Source organism: Nostoc sp., from assembly GCF_036916985.1.
GTDB lineage: Bacteria > Cyanobacteriota > Cyanobacteriia > Cyanobacteriales > Nostocaceae > Nostoc.
In genome coordinates this window covers 93,965-107,167 of the sequence record NZ_JBALFD010000041.1, presented here as the reverse complement: position 1 = coordinate 107,167, position 13,203 = coordinate 93,965, and the positions used below count along the sequence as shown (strand labels likewise).

General features: G+C 41.7%; 13 protein-coding genes. 7 read left to right on the top strand and 6 right to left on the bottom strand.

Going from position 1 to position 13,203, the window contains the following annotated elements; all coding sequences use genetic code 11:
• Window positions 1–492 precede the first annotated feature (492 nt).
• Window positions 493–1,959 carry a phosphoglucosamine mutase gene (gene glmM / locus V7L07_RS14955; protein ID WP_335059036.1) on the bottom strand — a complete coding sequence of 489 codons (1,467 nt, stop codon included), beginning with the start codon at window positions 1,957–1,959 and terminating at the stop codon, window positions 493–495.
• Between the two features lie 520 nt (window positions 1,960–2,479).
• Here glmM and V7L07_RS14950 point away from each other — a divergent pair.
• The 3 genes from V7L07_RS14950 to V7L07_RS14940 all read left to right on the top strand — a co-directional run bounded on the left by V7L07_RS14950 (window position 2,480) and on the right by V7L07_RS14940 (window position 5,298).
• Entirely contained in the window at window positions 2,480–3,196 is a 717-nt protein-coding gene (locus V7L07_RS14950) for a biliverdin-producing heme oxygenase (protein ID WP_335059034.1), read from the top strand.
• Between the two features lie 450 nt (window positions 3,197–3,646).
• A complete protein-coding gene (gene cobW, locus V7L07_RS14945; RefSeq protein WP_335059032.1) occupies window positions 3,647–4,705 on the top strand; it encodes a cobalamin biosynthesis protein CobW in 1,059 nt (352 codons plus the stop codon).
• A 110-nt stretch (window positions 4,706–4,815) separates the two neighbouring features.
• Window positions 4,816–5,298, top strand: a complete 483-nt coding sequence (locus tag V7L07_RS14940) for an ABA4-like family protein (RefSeq protein ID WP_335059030.1) — start codon at window positions 4,816–4,818, stop codon at window positions 5,296–5,298.
• A gap of 417 nt (window positions 5,299–5,715) precedes the next feature.
• Here the strand turns inward: V7L07_RS14940 and V7L07_RS14935 are convergent, their stop codons facing one another.
• From V7L07_RS14935 to V7L07_RS14920, 4 genes are all read right to left on the bottom strand, one after another.
• Window positions 5,716–5,931, bottom strand: a complete 216-nt coding sequence (locus V7L07_RS14935; RefSeq protein ID WP_335059028.1) for an acetyltransferase — start codon at window positions 5,929–5,931, stop codon at window positions 5,716–5,718.
• Between the two features lie 380 nt (window positions 5,932–6,311).
• Window positions 6,312–6,620, bottom strand: coding sequence for a DUF3181 family protein (locus V7L07_RS14930; protein ID WP_094352809.1), 309 nt, complete (start codon window positions 6,618–6,620; stop codon window positions 6,312–6,314).
• Between the two features lie 119 nt (window positions 6,621–6,739).
• Complete coding sequence (locus V7L07_RS14925) at window positions 6,740–6,997, bottom strand: hypothetical protein (RefSeq protein WP_335059026.1); 258 nt, start codon at window positions 6,995–6,997, stop codon at window positions 6,740–6,742.
• 206 nt (window positions 6,998–7,203) lie between these two features.
• Window positions 7,204–7,785 carry a beta-class carbonic anhydrase gene (locus V7L07_RS14920; RefSeq protein ID WP_335059024.1) on the bottom strand — a complete coding sequence of 194 codons (582 nt, stop codon included), beginning with the start codon at window positions 7,783–7,785 and terminating at the stop codon, window positions 7,204–7,206.
• A 361-nt stretch (window positions 7,786–8,146) separates the two neighbouring features.
• Between V7L07_RS14920 and V7L07_RS14915 the strand changes: the two genes are divergently transcribed.
• Complete coding sequence (locus tag V7L07_RS14915) at window positions 8,147–8,275, top strand: hypothetical protein (RefSeq protein WP_335059022.1); 129 nt, start codon at window positions 8,147–8,149, stop codon at window positions 8,273–8,275.
• 51 nt (window positions 8,276–8,326) lie between these two features.
• On the opposite strand, the gene V7L07_RS14910 is transcribed toward V7L07_RS14915, so the two are convergent.
• A complete protein-coding gene (locus tag V7L07_RS14910; RefSeq protein WP_335059019.1) occupies window positions 8,327–8,995 on the bottom strand; it encodes a transposase in 669 nt (222 codons plus the stop codon).
• A gap of 124 nt (window positions 8,996–9,119) precedes the next feature.
• Here V7L07_RS14910 and V7L07_RS14905 point away from each other — a divergent pair, with 124 nt between their 5' ends.
• From V7L07_RS14905 to V7L07_RS14895, 3 genes are all read left to right on the top strand, one after another.
• Window positions 9,120–10,172, top strand: coding sequence for a dipeptide epimerase (locus tag V7L07_RS14905; protein ID WP_335059017.1), 1,053 nt, complete (start codon window positions 9,120–9,122; stop codon window positions 10,170–10,172).
• On the top strand, window positions 10,156–11,202 hold the full coding sequence (locus V7L07_RS14900) for a DUF1611 domain-containing protein (protein WP_335059015.1): 1,047 nt from the start codon (window positions 10,156–10,158) through the stop codon (window positions 11,200–11,202). The genes V7L07_RS14905 and V7L07_RS14900 overlap by 17 nt, the downstream gene beginning before the upstream one ends.
• Window positions 11,203–11,416: 214 nt before the next feature.
• Entirely contained in the window at window positions 11,417–12,910 is a 1,494-nt protein-coding gene (locus V7L07_RS14895) for a catalase (RefSeq protein ID WP_335059013.1), read from the top strand.
• Window positions 12,911–13,203 lie beyond the last annotated feature (293 nt).

The window sequence follows — 13,203 nt, the reverse complement described above, 5'->3', positions numbered from 1 at the left end:
TTATAAAACAATACGCTTGGGTTAAGGGCTACTGGCAACAATTTTGGGTTTTCGAGATGCGATAAATCGCCGTCTCTACAAGTGTTTTGTTGCTCATTCTGAACTGTATTGTGTTATAATAATAAGTAAATATACGTAAAAGTGCAAATATACAGCAGAATTCAGGAGTCAGAATGGGCTACGCCGCAGAAGTAAAACAGTCTTAATCTCTGGCTTGGAGACTTAGCTTGTATACTTCACTCAACTTAAAATCTGCTGTAAATAGTAAATTTTCCACAGATGACCAAGGCTGGTTAATTTGCAGAAACTATGATGACGAAAAATTTGTATTTTTGAAAGGTGAGATAGCAGCTACTCCCTTCTCCCAAAGAATACCTAATTTAATAAACTATGAAGACGCGCAAGGGACGCGTCTGCTAGAGAAGAGAAGGACATCAAGAAAAAGGAAAAAATAGATAGGTAATCTGATTGCGGAAAGGGAGTAGGAAATACCTATATGTGTTGCTGGACTTGCGAAACTAATTCATTTGTCCAGTGGTTTGCAAGATCGGCATTGGCAGCTTCTACCATAACCCTGATTACTGGTTCTGTGCCAGAGGCACGAACCAAAATTCTGCCGGAATCTCCCATTGCAGCTTCAGCAAGTGCGATCGCTTGTTGGAGAGGTTGGCAATCTTGCCATCCTAAGCGGCGATCGCGATCGACGACTCGCACGTTCCGCAACAATTGTGGATAGGTCTGGAAGCTTTGATCTACTAATTCGCTCAAGGAAACGCCAGCTTCTCTCACCAAAGCTGCTATGTGTAATGCTGTTAATAGGCCATCCCCAGTTACGGCATAATGACGGCAAAGAATATGACCTGATTGTTCACCGCCTAGCATTCCCCCAGTGCGCTGCATTTCGGCTTGCACGTATTGGTCACCAACTGCGGTACGAATTAAGTTACCACCAATTTGCTGCCAAGCTTTTTCAAAGCCTAAGTTGGCCATGACTGTAGATACAATCAGGTTGTCTGGTAATTGCTGGTTTTGTTGCAAGTGCCGTCCCCACAGATAGAGAATGTAATCGCCGTTAACTTGCCTACCTGTATTGTCTACTGCTAAGACGCGATCGGCGTCGCCATCGAAGGCAAAGCCGATGTCGGCGTTGTGTTCTTGTACTGTTACTGCCAGAATATCTAGGTGCGTGGAACCACAGTTAACATTAATGCGATCGCCATCTGCTTCATTATGCAGACAGATTACCTCTGCCCCCATTTCTGTAAAGACTGATGGTGCTAACCCAACTGCTGCTCCCCATGCCAAGTCTAAAACAATCTTCATTCCCTGAAGATTTAGGGCACCGTTTAAGGGTTTTTTCAACGCCTCGCTATAATGTCCCACTAACTCAAAACGTGAGTAATGCCGCCCACAATTACTAACTCTAGTAATAGGTGATATTTTGCCACGCAGTCCCGCTTCTATTTCTGCCTGCAATGTTTGCGATAACTTCCCACCATTAGCACCAAAAATCTTAATCCCATTGTCTTCTGGGGGATTGTGGCTAGCAGAAATCATCACTCCGCCGATGGCATCAGTGATGCTGGTGAGATAGGCAATGCAAGGAGTAGGACATAATCCCAAATACCAAACTTCTAACCCTGCTGCTGTTAACCCTGCACTCAAAGCCATTGCCAGCATATCGCTGGAGTTTCTAGAGTCCTGTCCAAGGATGACTGGCCCTACTTGAGTCGCATGGTTACGTAAAACAATCCCCGTCCAAAAACCAACTTGTAATGCTAGGGGCGCACTCAATAATTCTCCCACTCGTCCACGAATCCCATCTGTGCCAAATAAAGGATTTGCTGGTAGTGGGATTAAATTCTGTCCAAAACTACTCTCAATCCCTTTGACTAATCCCTCAGCTTCGGAAGCAGAACCCCCAGGAATGCCTGGTGTTCGAGTTATAGATGAAACCATATTTTTAAACACTCCACACAATCACAGTGAAAAATAGCACTTAAGACTTTATTCAGCAATTTTGACATGCTTTTTCTCTTTAGAAATTCATTTTAGTTCAAGGCTTATTTACGTAATAGTACTGACTTTATACCTCTGAAATTGTAAATATTTCATGAAGTAAGTATTTGTTTTTACATTGTCAATAAAGCTTCAACATTTTAGCTAATTATTTCTTTTATGCCCTCAACTTTTGGATTGATTTTTATTTGTATTAGTTCAGACTTTGAAATGACATAGAAATCCCATTTAATTTTTGAACTTATGTGCCTCAATAGGGAGTAATATCGTAGCCACCGAAATGTAAAGTTATATTCTCTTACCCTCAATTATGTATAAAAAAATACATTAAGTTTTAGAGCTTAAAAAATTTTAATATAAATTCTCATCAAATAGTTTTAAGGTAACGTTTTAATGGCTTTTTTAGCCGTTAGTGAATCGAAACTTCGGCAGTTAACTTTTTAAAGTTGAGAAATTTAGTATGAGCAGCAATTTAGCAACCAAATTACGTGTAGGCACTAAGAAAGCCCACACAATGGCAGAGAATGTAGGTTTTGTCAAGTGCTTTTTAAAAGGAGTAGTGGAAAAAAACTCTTACCGGAAACTAGTTGCTAACTTCTACTTCGTCTACTCAGCGATGGAAGAGGAAATAGAAAAGCACCGCCAGCACCCAATTGTTTCTAAAATTAACTTTCCTCAGCTAAACCGCAAGCATACCCTAGAACAAGACTTGAGTTATTACTTTGGTGCCAACTGGAGAGAGCAAATCAAACTATCTCCCGCAGGTGAAGCTTATGTCAAGCGCATCCGAGAAATATCTCAAACCGAACCAGAACTGTTAATCGCCCATTCATATACTCGTTACTTGGGTGACTTATCCGGGGGACAAATTCTCAAAAATATTGCTGTAACAGCGATGAATTTGTCAGATGGGCAAGGAACAGCTTTTTATGAGTTTCCAGAAATTACTGATGAGAAGGCATTCAAAGCCAAATATCGGCAAATTTTGGATGAATTACCCCTTGATGATGCTACAACCGATCGCATCGTTGATGAAGCTAATGCCGCTTTTGGCACGAACATGAAGATGTTCCAGGAATTGGAAGGCAATTTAATTAAGGCGATCGGTGTAATGCTGTTCAACAGCCTCACACGGCGTCGTACACGCGGTAGTACTGAACTAGTTACTGCTGAGTAATGAGTGCTGTGGTGTTTCTGGGGAAAGAGCGATACTTGCGGTAAGCCGCTTCTCGCGTCTACGCTAAAAAACGCTCAAAATATTTAGGGGCAATAGCCTTGTGACTGCTTTTGATTCGTGAAAGCAAGCATGGGGAAATTGCCCCTCAATTATGTTTAGTAGGCGATTAAATTTTTGAGAGCATCTTTAGCATCAGCGTTTTCTGGATCTATCCGCTAAATATGAGCGGCTTCTTCATAATTTTTCACTTCTTCGGCAGATGTGGCTTTTTGTTCCAACTCCTCTATCGTTTGTGCCAGAGTGATTTAAGGAACAAAAACGGCAATATTTTCAGGTTTACTATAGACTTTCAGCTTAAAATAACTAAGTCAATCTTCAAACCAAGCTTAATCTCAGTATTTAAGTTTGTAACCTGTAAAACTTCTCATACTGAGTAAATCAGGCAAAAATATGGCTACGAAAATTCCTGTCACAGTGATTACAGGCTTCTTGGGTAGTGGAAAAACCAGCCTAATTCGCCACCTACTACAAAACAACCAAGGACGCCGCATTGCCGTTTTAGTCAATGAATTTGGCGAACTCGGTATTGATGGCGAATTGTTAAAATCCTGTCAAATTTGCCCCGAAGATGGTGAGGGCGACACTAATACTAATATCTTTGAATTAACTAACGGCTGCTTATGCTGCACCGTGCAAGAAGAATTTTACCCGATGATGCAAGAGTTAATCAAGCGGCGAGATAGCATCGACTGCATTTTGATTGAAACCTCTGGTTTGGCTTTACCAAAACCGCTGGTGAAAGCTTTTCGTTGGCAAGAAATTCGTAACGCTGCCACTGTAGATGCGGTGATTACGGTGGTAGATTGTGCAGCGGTAGCAGCGGGGACATTTGCTAGCGATTTAGAGGCGATCGCAGCCCAGCGACAAGCAGATGATAATCTAGAACACGAAACACCCTTGCAAGAACTGTTTGAAGATCAACTTGCTTGTGCAGACTTGGTGGTGTTAAATAAAATTGATTTGGTAGATGCCGAGACAAAAGCCAGAGTTGAGGAATTGATTAAGCAAGAATTACCCAGAGTGGTGAAGATTGTAGAGAGCAATGCCTACAGCGGACATTCTCAACTTGATGCATCTATTTTATTAGGATTCCAAGCCGCAGTCGAAGACAATTTAGATTCTCGTCCTAGTCATCACGATACCGAAGAAGATCACAATCACGATGAAGAAATTACCTCAACTAATTTAATTTTGGATCGTACCTTTGACCCAGAAAAGCTGCAACAGCAGTTAGAAAAATTAGCACAACAACAAGAAATTTACCGGATTAAAGGCTTTGTCGCAGTGCCAAATAAATCCATGCGCTTAGTCATGCAAGGCGTGGGAACCCGATTTGATAAATTTTACGATCGCCCCTGGAAACCAGAAGAGGCTAGGCAAACGCGCTTAGTTTTCATCGGGCGTGATTTGAAGTCTTCAGAAATCGAATCACAACTTGTAGCTTTATAAGTATACCCAGATCCCCGACTTCTTTAAGAAGTCGGGGATCTTTCTCCTGAGAGTTACTAGTTATGAATAATTAGTTAATTCAAAACAAAAATTCTTCACTTGACAAAAATATGACAATTTCTCAACTATTTAACGTTGCCAATCTTTTTGTATTACCATTTTGGGCATTGATGATTTTATTACCAAACTGGAAAGTCACACGTCAGATAATGTCATCATATCTACCCTTTGTGCTTTTAGCAGGGACATATGTATATTTGTTTATTAACAGCATTACGCCAGAAAATGCCCAAGCTTTATCGAATCCTCAATTAGCTGATATTGCGCGATTTTTTGCAGATGAAACTGCTGCGGCAACGGGTTGGATTCATTTTTTAGTGATGGATTTATTCGTCGGTCGGTGGATTTATTGGGAAGGACAGAAAACAGGTATTTGGACAATTCACTCTTTGGCTTTGTCTTTGTTCGCTGGACCTTTGGGATTACTATCTCACATATTGACTGACTGGATTACTAAGACATTTTTCCCCCAGTCTCAGCAGAATCAAACGGCGACGTTAGCAGAACCAGAAGTATCATCAACTGGCACATAGTAATAGTGGCTGACATCTGGGCATTGGTATCAACTTAACACGTCAAACAGACGGTTTGAAACCGCGTCTATACAAACAAAACCCACCTTCATGGGTTTCAAGCCCTTAATTTTGACTTTAGTCCGCAGAGGCGGACAATGCCAGTGTAGCCGCGAATTTTATTCGCCAGGTCTTAGAGGGTGTTTGAAAAGTCTAAATTATTACTAGCCTTGGCGATTAGAAATCGCAGCTACACAGACAAAACCCACCTCCGTGGGTTAAAAACTCTTGATTTTTCATGCTTTCCACGGAGGTGGACTTGGTTTGTGTAGTAGCAAATTATATTCGCCGAAAACTTTTCAAACATCCTCTTAAGTTGACACTATTGATAATTGGTAATAGTTTACTCCCATTACCAATTATCTGATTTTCAAATCATTAACCTTTGTCGTGTCTATAATCGGCATCTAACCAGCAGCGTGGGAGAACTTCACCAGAAGGAAAAACAAGATTTTCTTTCTTAAAGGTATCAGGTGGCTGTTCTTCTTCACCTTGTTGTTCTCGTCCGTGAACGACATCATTATTCGGGTCAAGCAATTCTTGAATTTCCAGAATTTTTACCAATTCACCAGAGTTTTTGATTTGTAAAAGCATAGAGATTGCCTCAATAAGTTTGCATGAAACTTGAAAGTGAGTCTCAAGATATACTCACTCATATCTCAACCGATTAGAACGTTGAGATTCCTTAATGGTTAAAGGAAATTTTTACTAGATACATATAAATCAATACAGTTCAGTTCAGGATAATTGGTCTTTGAAGACGCGATTTATCACGTTTCTACATGAGGGTTTTGTTACTCTATCTGAACTGTATTGTCACATAAATGACTTACACCAGATTTATCTATGTATATCTGTGGTTTTTACATTTATAAAATTGACGCTGTAAACTGACCCTCAATTCAGTACCTAAAATTTAATCAGGGAATGCTGACTGAGAAAATTGTTTGATTCAAATAATCTGGTTTTCGCGATTAGATTTCGCGTTGATATTTTTCCAAAATATCTACTAAAGTAACTTGGCATTGTAGCGGTAGTAAATCGATTAAAGGAAGTTCACTTCTACCGCCACCAATTTTTACCGTAATTGATTTCAAGACCTTTAAAACTTGGTCTTCACTTACGTTATTGGAAGTAATTAAGGGATACAATTGTTCAGCAACAAGGGTATGCAGCTTGGCATTAGATAAATAAAGATGCCATTTGGCAATGTCTATGTAGACATTTTCGCCAATTTCAGCTGCTAGGGCTTCCAGTAATTCTGTGGTGTTAGTCTTTGCCATAAAAATAACCCTACATTAAGAAAAAGTGCGAAATCTCAGGCTTTTTTACATTATTGCTCAATTAACAGGCTGATTCCACTACCACAGGTTACAATCGCCCTAGCATTAGCAGTCCGTCTTCAGGTGGATTTAGGCGGAGTTTCGCTGTAATTAGCGATCGCACTAATATAGATTAGATGCACCAATACTATTCCTGTCCAGCTTGCAGTCAATAACGGCAGCCACTCCCAGGTAGTGCCTTTCAAGATGTGAAAAAACCATAACCCAGAATTAATCGTAGCAGCGATCGCCACATGCACGGCAAAATTCATCCGGTCATCGATCTTGCGGTAATCAGGGTCTTTGCGATCGGGTTTGCGAGGCCAACGAGGAGGCATAAATATTTGTTACAGATTTAAATACACCCTATTCAGGGTAATTGAAACTTTAGCAGATTTTTACTTAGGTTTGAGTACTCAGCTTTGGCAAATCATTCACGGGAGCAATGCGATCGCTCGGATGACGTGCTATGTAATTCTGATGGTATGCCACAGCCTGATAAAAACCCGTATTAATTTTTAATTTTTAATTCCGCCTTGCGGTACTAGCTAGCCTGACCAACTTGTGTAGCTTCTGGAATTTCAATCAATTTCCCAGTTTTGACATCATATAGATAGCCATAAATTGGAATTTCTGGCGGTACTAATGCATGAAAGCGAATCCGTTTCACGTCTGCATAGACGCTTTGTGCCTGTTCGGTGATAGTCAACCAGTCAATAAACTCGGCTTCGCTTGAACCTCCTCCAGAACCAACATCATGCCAACCCGTCTCGTCTATTTTGGCGGTTTTCAAACTATTCGCCAATAAGTTTCGGATAACTTGGTCTGTGAAGGTTTCCATACCACAATTCGTGTGGTGAATCACGAACCACTCACGAGTACCAAGTAACTTGTAAGAGATTACTAAAGAGCGAATTGCATCATCACTAGCGCGTCCACCTGCATTCCGAATTACATGGGCGTCTCCTTCAGCCAATCCAGCAAATTTTGCTGGGTCAAGTCTAGCGTCCATGCACGTGAGAATAGCAAATCGACGAGCCGGCGGGATAGTGAGGTCGCCTTTGTCACCAAAATTTTCAACGTAAGCGTGGTTAGCTGATAGGACTTCTGTTAAAACTTGACTCATGATTTTAATTTGATATCTCTGTGGGCAATAGTTCAACCAGTAAGTTGATGTTGCTGATTTAACTACGGTAAGTCGATAGATTTTAGATATTTTCTAAAAAGTACTTTCCCACGAGTTCATCTAAAAGGCAAGTATCGTTATTACATAACGCGATGTGCGACTTATTCTTGAAACCCCACTTCCATTCCTCTCCCCGAAAGGTCGAGAGGCTTTGATTCTTTCTCCCCAACGCTAGTAGGGAAGGGGTTGGGGGTTAGGTCTGAGAGAAAGTCGCACACGGCGAGCAGTTCCGGCTGTTATCAGGGACAGTAGCAGCAATTAGCAAACCAGTTTCTTAAATGTTGAGGATTTATTAAGTCAAGTGCAACTGATATTAGTTTATCAACCATTTCTGTTGTATTTTGAGCAAAACTGCATGAAGAGTGCTGAGTTCCAAATGCTGAGTGCTGAGTTGAAAGACCGCCCACAAGGGGCGGGGCTTTTACCGTAGTGCAGAAGTACTGAGTACTTCTTAAATTTACTCAGCACTCAGACTCAGCACTCAGCACTGAGTGGGTAAAAAAGACTTGAGTTGTGACCACCATAATTCAATTGGATTAAAATCGGGAGAATATGGGGATAAACAAAGAACTGAAGCGCCGACTGCTTCAATCATTGGCACAATTGAATCGAGTTTATGCGCGGATAAATTATCCATTGCTACCACCGCTCCTGACCATAACTCTGGCACTAAAAACTTCTCAATAAATACATCATTTGCTTCGCCATCCATTGAATTATTCATTGTCATTAATGCGACTACTTTTTTAATAAAAATTGCTCCAATTACTGTAACTTTTGATCCACGATAGAAGGGGTTAAGAGAGTAAGCTCTTGTTCCAATTTTTCTAAATTCTTGGCGAATATAACCAGTTTCTTCTGTAAGTTCTCTAATTGCTGCTACTTCTGTACTCTCTTTTGTAGGATCAAAATTACCTGCCGGCAGTTCCAAAAAAAATTCACCTACGGCGTGTCTATATTGCCGGACAAAAATAATTTCTCTATTACTAGTGATAGGTAAAACCATTGCAACTTCAGGTTTAATGCTGACAAAATAATCATCGATAATTTTACCATTGGGCAATTCTATTTCATCTTGTCTTACCTTACACCAGTAATGATCTAAGACCATTTTTGATTTTAAAGTTTTCCATTTTTTTAAGTTGTTCATAAATTAAGTAATATATTATGTATAAAAAATTCGCTATGAATGTAAAAAACTATAACAGATGCATCCGATAATCTAAACTTTCAACTTACACTAGCTTTTGCATATCATAATATGTATAACAAGTATGCAAATAAATGTAAATTTATTTACAGTCAACAAGAGATTTCCCTTGACTATTAGTCGGGGTACGACGGCACAGACGACGAATGTATGGGTGAGGATCTCACACGATCGCATCGAAGGCTGGGGAGAAGCATCACCGTTTGGTGTGGGTAATCATCGGCAATCAACTGATGCCATCAAAGACGCGCTACAGCAAGTTGTACCACTGTTACAAACATTCAGCCCCTTACAGAGGCAGGAAGTTGAGCAAGTTTTAACACAAAACCAGGTTCCTTCTGCGGCCAGGGCTGCTTTGGATATGGCAATGCATGACTGGTTGGGTAAGCGCGTCGGATTACCCTTGTGGCAAATTTGGGGACTCGATCGCGATCAAATAGTCCCGACTTCAGTCACAATTGGGATTAATTCGCCTGAAGGTGCGATCGCCAGAGCGCGAGACTGGTTACAATTTGCTGATGTTCGCCTTTTCAAAGTCAAGCTAGGTAGCCCAGATGGTATAGATGCAGATAAAAAAATGCTATTAGCAGTGCAAAAAGAAGCACCATTACCAGAGTTTTTTGTTGATGCTAACGGCGGTTGGAGTTTAGAAGATGCGATCGCTATGTGCAATTGGCTGGCTGATTTGGGTATAAAGTATGTAGAACAGCCATTACCACGAGGGCAGGAACCAAGTTTAGCAAAACTCAAAGAACACTCTCCCCTACCCATCTTTGTCGATGAAAGTTGTTTCACAAGCGCCGATATTCCCCATTTGGCAAACTACGTGGATGGTATTAATATCAAACTGATGAAATCAGGGGGACTAACAGAGGCAATGCGAATGGTACACACAGCAAGAGCCTACGGGTTGCAAGTAATGTTCGGTTGCTATTCTGACAGTTCGCTAGCTAATACAGCAGCATTACAGCTAGCACCACTAGCTGATTATTTAGATTTAGACAGTCACCTTAATTTAATCGATGATCCCTTTACGGGTGCATTGCTAAAAGAAGGCAGAGTTTTGCCAAACGATTTACCAGGTTTGGGGGTACAACAGAGTGCGTCTACCACTTAATCAACGAGTAGCTATCTTACTTCATGAAGGAACTACTGGGACTCAGGGAAAAACGGGCTTATCTATTTTACGTTACAGTGAAGCCCCAATAGTAGCCGTAATCGATCGCGAATCTGTTGGCAAATCCCTAACGGAATTAACAGGTATCAAGCGTGAAGTGCCAATTGTGGCATCGGTAGCCGCAGCCCTAGAGTACCAGCCGGAAGTATTAGTAATTGGCATTGCCCCTGGTGGTGGTGCTGTACCAGATGATTACTGGCTAGAAATCAAAAATGCTTTAGAAGCGGGAATGTCTCTGGTAAATGGTTTACATACACCAATGGCAAGTATCCCAGAGTTAAATGCACTACTCAAACCTGGGCAATTAATTTGGGATATACGAAAAGAGCCGTCTAATATCAGTGTTGCTAGTGGCATAGCACGCACCCTTCCCTGTCGGCGGGTGTTGACAGTGGGAACCGATATGGCAATCGGTAAAATGTCAACTAGCCTGGAGTTACATTGGGCATCAAAACTGCGGGGTTGGCGTTCTAAATTTCTCGCTACAGGACAAACTGGTGTGATGTTAGAAGGGGACGGCGTGGCTTTAGATGCCGTGCGGGTAGACTTTGCCGCCGGTGCTGTGGAACAAATAGTCATGCGCTATGGTAAAAACTACGACATTTTACACATTGAAGGACAAGGTTCACTACTACACCCTGGTTCAACAGCAACTTTACCCCTCATTCGTGGTTCGCAACCAACCCAACTGGTATTAGTACATCGGGCGGGACAAGTTCATGTACGTAATCATCCCCATGTACTAATTCCACCTTTACCAGAGGTAATTAAACTTTATGAAACTGTTGCTAGTGCTGGTGGTGCTTTTGGCAGTGTTCCTGTAGTGGGTATAGCGCTGAATACAGCCCATCTAGATGAGTCTGCGGCCAAGGAAAGCATCGCTCAAACAATAGCAGAAACAGGACTACCTTGCACCGATGTAGTACGTTTTGATGCCAATGTGCTTTTGGATGCAGTAATGAAGAATTAGCTGTTGTAATCAAAATCTCCAATCCCCAATCCCCAGTTCTCTACCCAAAAATACAAAATAAATTTGTGGAAATTCATAGTCATATCGAGTATGCTTTATATATGAACTCGTTATGACTATGAATTAGGATGCTCCCTGATAGAGCATCCCTCTATCTAGTAGCTAAAATGTATTGTGGGCAATTTGAGTAACTTAATGGAGAGCTTTTTTACCCATGACTGAACCCCAAAACTTGACAACTGCTGACGGTATCCCAGTTAGCGATAACCAGAACTCACTTACGGCTGGATCGCGTGGGCCTGTATTAATCCAGGATTTCCACCTCTTAGAAAAGCTGGCTCATTTCAACAGAGAACGTATTCCTGAAAGAGTTGTCCACGCTAAAGGTGCTGCTGCTCACGGCACTTTGACTATCACCAATGACATCACTCGCTACAGTAAAGCTAAACTTTTTTCGGAAATTGGCAAGAAAACCGAACTTCTCTTGCGTTTTTCTACAGTTGGTGGAGAAAAAGGTTCAGCAGATGCCGAGCGCGACCCTAGAGGTTTTGCCATCAAGTTTTATACCGAGGAGGGCAACTGGGATATTGTCGGCAACAATACCCCTATTTTCTTCATCCGCGACCCCCTCAAATTTCCTGATTTTATCCATACCCAAAAGCGCAATCCCCAAACCAATTGCAAAGACCAGAATGCAAAGTGGGATTTTTGGTCACTTAGTCCAGAATCGCTTCACCAGGTGACAATCCTGTTTTCAGATCGGGGAATTCCCAAAACCTATCGCCACATGGACGGCTTTGGTAGCCATACTTTCAGTTTAATTAATGCTGAAGGCGATCGCGTCTGGTGCAAATTTCACTTTAAGAATCTGCAAGAGCATCAAACCTTGACAGAGGAAGAATCAGCTAAGATTAAGGGCGAAGATCCCGATCATGCGACTCACGATTTGTTTGAAGCGATCGCTCAAGGTGACTATCCCAAGTGGCGGATGTGTATTCAGGTGATGACCGAGGAGCAAGCGGCCAAACATCCAGATAATCCTTTTGACTTGACCAAAGTTTGGAAGCACTCAGAATATCCTTTAATTGAAGTAGGGATATTAGAGCTAAATCGTAACCCTGAGAATTATTTCGCCGAAGTGGAGCAAGCCGCTTTTAGCCCTAGTGCAGTGGTTCCGGGTGTTAGTTTCTCTCCAGATAAAATGCTGCAAGCTCGCATCTTTTCTTACCCAGATGCTCAACGGTATCGGTTGGGTGGTAACTATCAGCAACTACCTGTTAACCAGCCCAAATGTCCAGTGATGCATTATCAGCGAGATGGCTTCATGGCACCAGGGAACAACGGTGGTAGCGTTCCTAACTATGAACCGAATAGTGCTGAGGGTACGCCCAAAGAAAATCCAGCTTATGCAGAACCACCTAGTCATTTGGGCGATGTCACAGTTGATCGTTACAGTCATCGTGAAGGAAACGACGATTACACCCAAGCAGGTAATCTATATCGGTTACTAACTCCTGAACAGCAAGAGCGTCTTGCTAAAAATATTGTTGGCAGTCTCTCTCAAGCAAGGCAAGACATCCAAACGCGCCAACTCTGCCACTTTTTTAGGGCAGATGTTTCCTATGGTAGTCGTGTAGCTGAGGGGTTAGGCATTTCCATTGATCCCTCAATATTTTCTGCTCATGCTCAACCAGTAGGTAACTGGTAGCCTCGTAGTTTCACCAGCTGTGTTATGCAGATTGAGATCCCCGACTTCTTCAAGAAGTCGGGGATCTAATAAATGAAAACAGACTAATTAATAAATATCAAAGACTCGTTCACGGAGTTCACAGGCTCATTAACCCTGTTTGGTCACTCTGGCAGTAGCATAGGTAAACTAACCCAACACAGTTTAATTCCTCCCAAGAGTGCGATCGCCACGCCACTCATCAGTATTTACAAGTATTCAGATAGTATCGAGAAGAGAGAAAACATCAGCGCAATACTAGCACTTTAAGTATT

Excerpts from the sequence above, each read along its gene's own strand:
- glmM (WP_335059036.1), bottom strand. The coding sequence starts at position 1,959 with ATGGTTTCATCTATAACTCGAACACCAGGCATTCCTGGGGGTTCTGCT.
- V7L07_RS14950 (WP_335059034.1), top strand. The coding sequence starts at position 2,480 with ATGAGCAGCAATTTAGCAACCAAATTACGTGTAGGCACTAAGAAAGCC.
- cobW (WP_335059032.1), top strand. The coding sequence starts at position 3,647 with ATGGCTACGAAAATTCCTGTCACAGTGATTACAGGCTTCTTGGGTAGT.
- V7L07_RS14940 (WP_335059030.1), top strand. The coding sequence starts at position 4,816 with ATGACAATTTCTCAACTATTTAACGTTGCCAATCTTTTTGTATTACCA.
- V7L07_RS14935 (WP_335059028.1), bottom strand. The coding sequence starts at position 5,931 with ATGCTTTTACAAATCAAAAACTCTGGTGAATTGGTAAAAATTCTGGAA.
- V7L07_RS14930 (WP_094352809.1), bottom strand. The coding sequence starts at position 6,620 with ATGGCAAAGACTAACACCACAGAATTACTGGAAGCCCTAGCAGCTGAA.
- V7L07_RS14925 (WP_335059026.1), bottom strand. The coding sequence starts at position 6,997 with ATGCCTCCTCGTTGGCCTCGCAAACCCGATCGCAAAGACCCTGATTAC.
- V7L07_RS14920 (WP_335059024.1), bottom strand. The coding sequence starts at position 7,785 with ATGAGTCAAGTTTTAACAGAAGTCCTATCAGCTAACCACGCTTACGTT.
- V7L07_RS14910 (WP_335059019.1), bottom strand. The coding sequence starts at position 8,995 with ATGAACAACTTAAAAAAATGGAAAACTTTAAAATCAAAAATGGTCTTA.
- V7L07_RS14905 (WP_335059017.1), top strand. The coding sequence starts at position 9,120 with ATGCAAATAAATGTAAATTTATTTACAGTCAACAAGAGATTTCCCTTG.
- V7L07_RS14895 (WP_335059013.1), top strand. The coding sequence starts at position 11,417 with ATGACTGAACCCCAAAACTTGACAACTGCTGACGGTATCCCAGTTAGC.